General features: G+C 34.9%; 5 protein-coding genes. All 5 read right to left on the bottom strand.

What is annotated here, in order from left to right:
- Positions 1-180, bottom strand: a 180-nt coding sequence (locus N4A48_RS04165) for a hypothetical protein (RefSeq protein ID WP_293664544.1), incomplete at its 3' end; no start/stop codon positions are given.
- Positions 180-1,145: a hypothetical protein gene (locus tag N4A48_RS04160; protein ID WP_293664543.1), complete on the bottom strand. Its 966-nt coding sequence runs from the start codon at positions 1,143-1,145 to the stop codon at positions 180-182. The genes N4A48_RS04160 and N4A48_RS04165, both read right to left, overlap by 1 nt.
- 12 nt (positions 1,146-1,157) lie before the next feature.
- Positions 1,158-2,021 (bottom strand): phage distal tail protein, encoded by an 864-nt coding sequence (locus N4A48_RS04155; protein ID WP_293664542.1) that lies wholly within the window; start codon positions 2,019-2,021, stop codon positions 1,158-1,160.
- A complete protein-coding gene (locus N4A48_RS04150) occupies positions 2,022-5,762 on the bottom strand; it encodes a phage tail tape measure protein (RefSeq protein ID WP_293664541.1) in 3,741 nt (1,246 codons plus the stop codon).
- 187 nt (positions 5,763-5,949) lie between these two features.
- On the bottom strand, positions 5,950-6,387 hold the full coding sequence (locus tag N4A48_RS04145; protein WP_293664540.1) for a hypothetical protein: 438 nt from the start codon (positions 6,385-6,387) through the stop codon (positions 5,950-5,952).
- Positions 6,388-6,414 lie beyond the last annotated feature (27 nt).

Raw genomic sequence — 6,414 nt, 5'->3', positions numbered from 1 at the left:
AGCACCGTAAGCAGTTACAAAAGAACCAAAAGAAGAACTAGCACCATTACCACCACGATATGCAGACGTTGCACCTCCTTGTCCTCCACCTACACATATAATATTAAGAACATCACCAACTTTCAAATCGTAATCATTAGGGTTAAAAGTTCCACTTGCAACAAACATTTGCATTCCCATTATATACTTCCTCCATTCATAATTATTCCAGGATTAAAACCATACATCATAACCATTTCATACGTTGAATATCTTTCGTTAAAATTATCTTGTCTTAAATCAATAGTTTTTATATTATCTGTAATTTGTTGAAATGTCGCATCACTTTGAGTTGGCTTTCCTACGTCAGTGAGGGCAGATGCTATCTGAGCCTTTCCCTTACTGACAGATTGAAAAAGCACATCACACTGTTGTTTATTTTCTTGAATTTGTGAATCTAAATAAGTTACATCAGCTTCTGACAATCTGCCTTTTAAAGTATTTAACCATTCACCTAAGTTCTCATTGTAAGTTTTTAATACATTCTCTTGAGTAGCACAAGTCAAATCAAACCAAGCTTTCCACTGTGCTGGATATTCTATTTTCTTTTCATTTAAAAAATCCTGAAACTGTCTAAATATTTCACTTGTATCAGCTTGTATTAAACTATTAGCAAGACCACATACATTAGTATTCAGTCTTTCGTCTGAAATTGAACTTGCTTCAATAAAGCTTTTTCCAGCTATAATTCTGACTTGAGCTAGCGAAATTTCATATATATTTTCATTTCTAGTTAAATCACTAGGAACTGGAGTAGCTCCTGGAGTTCCTTTTAGCACAAAAGCTTTTATATATCTGTTTTCTAAAGTCTTATCTAATCTAATAATTATTCTATCAATTCTATCTTGCGTAGGATCAGCGGCATCTATAGTCAGATTCAAATTTCCACTTCCAAGTGAATATTTATATCCTTCAATCCAAGCTTCTCCTGCTTTAATGAAAACATTCATTGAATTATTTTCACAACCAACCTGAAGATTTTCTCCTCCATTTAAAATTCCTGTTCCAAGTACACTTTTGAAAAAATCAGCAAATTCTTGAGCCGAATAATTCCTCTCATCATCAATAGTTGAATCAAAAAAACTATATTTTTCAATTCCTGGCATATAATAACCTCCTTAAACTCCTGTATAACGATTTTTCCACTTAACCAATACCTTTGTCTTTATGGAATCGTTATTACTTGTATAACTTAGTATGTTAAGCCCTAAATCTAAGCTCCAAAATACACTCGCTAAATCTATATAGCCAAGAGCATTTTTTCTATTACCTTCTGCATCCTCTATTTCAATTAGTTTATTATCAAAACTTGTATCTATTATTAATTTTTCATTTTCCTTTAGCTCTTTTGTTATGCCTATAAATTCTCCAGTAGTTACATTTGTAACTGTAGGATTTTTTGCTGGACCATAAAAAATTATATTAACAGGAGCTTTAACCTCTCCATCATTCATAACTTTATTTTTGAATCCCCTATATGAAAAAGTAGTTGGGATTTTAAGCCTGAAATTAAGTCCTCCCATTAAATAACTCATTTCTTTACTTGTATGAAATGTGTCCAGGAGAAAAGGATCAGCAGCAATAAAATGTATAACTGTTTCTAACTGCTGATCTGGACCCTCTACATCATCAACATTAAACTTAGGAGCTTGATCTATTGCAACTTTTATTTCCTTTTCTTTTCCTGTATAAACATATTTAAGAGTGCCTTGCCCAAGTAATGGGTTAAACACTCTTAAAAGTTGTTCTCTTAATCTGAATTTTTCTTCTTCATTATCGTTGAGTAAAGCTAAGTGAATACTGAGAAGCCTTTCGTCTACAGTAGAATCAATGTAACTTTTCCCAAGTTGAAAGGGGGCTTTTTTAGTTTGGACATTTACATTCATACCATCAAGCCCAAGAATTTTTTTTAAAACAAAAGGGGCTTGATTTCCTATTTCAATACTTATTCCTTTTGAGTTTGTAAATATTAATTTTTCCATTTAAATCCCCCATTCAAAATTAAGATTACGAAGCATCGTTGTATTATTTCTTCTGATTTCCCTCTCATCCAAAGCTTTTGGACTTTGGAATGTGTTGTGTTGAGTTATAGAAGGTTTTACCTTTGAAGCTATGGCACTTGCTAATTTTTCATAGTCAATATCAAGAGTTAAATTCAAATTCTTCATACTACTTGAAGCATCTGCCTTCAATGATCTGGCAGCATGAAAAGCATTTTCTAATGTATTCATATGGCTCTGGGTTAAAACCACCTCAGTATCTTCCAGGATCGTTGGGACCTCATTTGATTTTAGCGAGCTGAAGAACCCACCCAAAGTAGTTAATGAATCAAAGAATCTCATGTTGCCTGTATCATTTACAGGACCACCTTCGTGTCTTATCCTAAATCCTGACTTATCATAGGTATGTCCATCTTTACCACGATGAACCCCAGACTTTTTCTCTGAATCAGATATTTTATACTTGTCATTTGTTGCATCTCTTACCTTTCCACTATCTGATATAACGGTGTGCTTTCCATCATTAAACACATGATGTTCGCCTGTATTTTCATTATAGTAAGATTTATTTTTACTTCTACTACCTCCACCACCAGAGCTTCTTGAACTTGAAGAAGTGTCATAAACCCCTTTAGAAACTTCTTTATAATATTTCTTCCAGGAGTCTGTCGCACTATCTACTTTCTTTTTGGTTTCATCTAGTTCATTGTTAACTTTCTGTTGAGCAACTTGTAAATCTAATAATTTTAACTGCAGCTCTTGAGCTTCATATGAGTTCTCACCATATTCTTTGGTTACTATCTCAAGGGCTTGTTGAGTATTGTCAATCTGCTCATTCAGAGCTTCATGTTTTTTCTGCTGCAGCTCAAGTTGCTTTGATAATAAAATGGAACTGTCTTTTACTTCTTTATTTTTTAATTTCCACAGTTCAAATTTTTTGTCCATTATTGAAACTGTATTCTTAACATATCCATTAACTTTATTTAAAGAAGTTGCGACAACCTTCGCTACATCTTCAGAAGCTTTTTTGACCTTGTGCTTATTCTTTTTAATACCATCAGTAAACATATTCATAAAATTGGGTGCCCACTGATCCGAATTGCTGCAAGCTCCTTTTTTAGTTGGGGAACTAAATCCAAGATAATCTTTTATAGTTTGCCCCACATCTGAAATAGTCTTTTTAACACTTGCTACTTTGCCTTTAACACCAGCCACAAACATATCAATTAAATTACTACCCCATAATTTAGCTTCTTTTATTTTTGCATTTACCTTTTTATCAAAATCAGCACCTTTTTTATGTATCCAATTTCCTAGATTCTCAATGCCATCTGTAATTGTTTTTACAGTACTTTTTATACCATTTACAATAAATTCGTTTGCTCTTTCATCGATGTCTGCCCAATTATTTCTGAATACTTCCCATTTATTTAATATTTCACCTGTAGACCAATCAACTTCATTCACATGCTCTGCAGCTTGTTTTTTAGCTTCTTCAACAACTTGTGTATGCATATCTTCGGCATGTTTGATTGATTCGTCTCTTTGTCTTTTAGCTTCTTCAACTATCCTGTCAGCCATTTCGTTAGCTTCTTTTGTCCCTTGTTGTCTAAGTAATGCAGCCTGTTTTAATCTTTCATTGTATTCCTGTTCTGCATTTTTTATTGTTTCTTCCTTTTGCTTAACACTATTTTGAACAACCTCTGCTGCCTGTCTAGCTGAAAGATTCTTTGAATTGGACCTCATTCTTTCCATTATTGCCAATTGCTCTTGCTCACTATTTGAGAGAACTTTAATACCTGAATCAATCATTGATTTTTGAATTTTATCTATTTCTTTTCTCTCAGCTTCTTTTAATTTTCTATTTTCTTGAGCAGCTTTATTCAAAATCTCATTTATTTTTTTATTACCTTCTTTATTTAACTGAATTTTTCCGTCATAACCTTTTTTTACAGTTTCAATCATTTTTTTCTGTTCTTCTTTTGAAATGTTAGTAGACTCTTTAAATAAATCTTTAAGGGACTTAACACCCTTTTCTTTAGCTTCTTGAAGCTCAGAGTTTATTGAGTTAGCCATACCATCAAAATTAGAAATTATTGAATCAGCCATATCCTTAGTAACTTTTTTACCAGACCAGCTTAATTCATTTAGTGAAACTGTAGCAGTATCATTCAGATCAAGAAAAGCTCCAACTGCTTGCTGGGTACTTTCTGAAACTTCAGGACCGAATCTTTCAATCTCTGGAATAGCATCTTGACTGAAATAGTCATATAAACCATAGACTGCTACACCTAGAGCAGTAATACCAGCAAGAGCAAGTCCAACAGGTCCCAGGGTTGCATATATAGCATATCCAAACCCTTGCACACCACCACCAGCAAAAGCCATAGCAGAACCGAAATTTGTAACCATTCCTGAAGCTGCTACAAATACACTTGAAGCCATACCAATAGTATTTGATATTGTACTTATTAAAGCAAATAACTTCCCTCCTATCAAAAGGAGTGGTCCAATGGCTGCTACTAATAAAGAAACCTTAACTATAGTCTCTTTTGTACTATCATCCAGGCTATTAAATGCATTAACCCACTCATTGATCCATTCAACAACATCACGAATCATAGGTGTCAAAGTTTCGCCTAATGAAATGGCAGCACCTTCAAGTGCACTTTGAAGCATCTTTATAGCACCACTTAAATTATCATTCATAGTCTCAGCCATTTTTTTAGCTGAACCATCTGAATTCTCAAGCCCTTCAGTGTAGTCCTCAAAATCATCCGTTGAAGTGTTCAATACTGCAAGCATTCCAGACATAGCTTGTTTTCCAAAAATAGCAGTTGTTGCTTGTAGCTTTTGTTGTTCAGTTAGGTCCTCAAAACTATTTCGTAATTTCCCCATTATCTCGTTGAATGGAAGCATATTTCCATGAACATCTGTTGTACTAACTTTCAGCTCATCAAGCCACCCTTTAGCTTGTTTGGTTGGCTTTGCTAAGTTTGTAAGAGCAGCCCTTAACGTTGTTCCTCCCTGGCTCGCTTTGACACCACTATTTGCCATCATAGCAAGTGCAGCAGTTGTTTCCTCGGCAGTCATACCAAACGATGCACACACAGGAGCTGCATACTTAAAAGATTCTCCAAGCATTTCAACATTGGTGTTCGCACTCGAACTTGCCTTTGCCATAATATCTGCCAAATGCCCAGCTTCCTGGGCTTCCATTCCAAAGGCAGATAAAGCATCCGAAACTATATCTGCAGTTGTACCAAGAGAAGTTCCACTTGCTGCTGCAAGGTCCAAGAGTCCTGGCATAGCCCCTATAATTTCATTAGTGTCCATTCCAGCCATACCAAGATATTTCATACCATCAGCAGCCTCTGAAGCTGAAAATTGAGTTGTTGCACCCAGGTCTTTTGCAGTATCTTCTAATTCCATGAAGTCTTGTCCTGTTGCTCCTGTTATTGCTGAAACCTCTGACATAGCAGCTTCAAAGTTAGCTGAGACCACTGTGATGGCAGTTCCAACGGCTGCTATTGGAAGAGTAACCGACTTTGTAAGGGTTGCCCCTACATCAGTCATAGTTCCTCCGAGAATATCCAGGTTATCACTGAAACTATTTGTTTCGGTTTCAAATTGCTTTAACTGAGTACCAGCCCTTTGTATTCCAGAACTGAAGTTATTTGTATCTAACATTAAATAACTTGCAACAGTTCCTGCATTTATCAAATTTTGCCACCTACCTTTCTACCCTCTGTGGTGTTGAAGCCAGCTCAAGGTGTTTTCATTACCTTGTTTTACTACAGGATCATCACTCTCAAAGGTAGGTTCATTACCTTCTTTAATTTGAGATATAATATAAAAAACTGCTTCATCGAAACAAAAAGCAGCATAATCATCTTCAATATTTAAAATTTTACTTGGTCTTTCCTTGGTGTTTTGACTTATTTGAATTATACTTAGGACCTTTGGGCTTGTTATGAAATTTTTTCAATGCTGCCACCCCCTGTTGAGAATATGCGAACAACTCCATTAATTGTTGATCTGTTAGCTTTATACCAGCTTTTTTCAAATCTTCATAACTTGGCTCGACAAGACTTTCTTGAGCCATTACTTCAAATATTGCGATCATATCATTAAGGTCTGCTTCTTCTGGATTGACTTTCTTTTGAAACATATCCATAGCAAGTGACATTAACGTATTAGGGATTTTCCCCTCTTGTGCAAGCCCTAATATACCAACTCGCTTCAATTTACATACAAATGGCTTCTCATCCCATCCAGGAAGTGGCACAACTTTAATAAAACTTTTTTGAACATCTTCTAAACTTGTAACTTGTAAGTTATTATTCATATTAATCACCTCTAAAATTATTTTTTA

The sequence above is a fragment of the Tepidibacter sp. genome (assembly GCF_025210165.1).
GTDB lineage: Bacteria > Bacillota > Clostridia > Peptostreptococcales > Peptostreptococcaceae > Tepidibacter_A.
Note: the sequence above shows the minus strand (reverse complement) of the source record. Positions and strands in the feature narration are given on the sequence as shown.